Origin of the sequence: Enterococcus sp. 4E1_DIV0656 (assembly GCF_002140695.1) — a bacterium.
Lineage (GTDB): Bacteria > Bacillota > Bacilli > Lactobacillales > Enterococcaceae > Enterococcus_D > Enterococcus_D entomosocium.
In genome coordinates this window covers 1,782,643-1,782,853 of record NZ_NGLF01000001.1, presented here as the reverse complement: position 1 = coordinate 1,782,853, position 211 = coordinate 1,782,643, and the positions used below count along the sequence as shown (strand labels likewise).

Sequence of the window (211 nt, the reverse complement as noted above, 5' to 3'; positions counted from 1 at the left end):
GCTTCTTTGCCGTCTTCATACACATAATGAACCGTTTGTTTGACCTCTTTGGTCTCCGTAGATTCGATCATATTTGGCGAATAAGTGACAGTCACTTCGCGATCTTCTGATTCTGCAGTCAACTCAGTGACTTTCTCAACCATTTTTTGGTCTGCATTGTACTTGTCTATTTCTGGACTTAACACTTCATCAAACATCGTGTCATCATCTT

The 211-nt window shown here is 40.3% G+C and carries 1 pseudogene; it reads right to left on the bottom strand.

Annotated features, from left to right (window positions below):
* A pseudogene (locus A5882_RS19765) lies at nt 1-211 on the bottom strand (MucBP domain-containing protein); the annotation flags it as partial.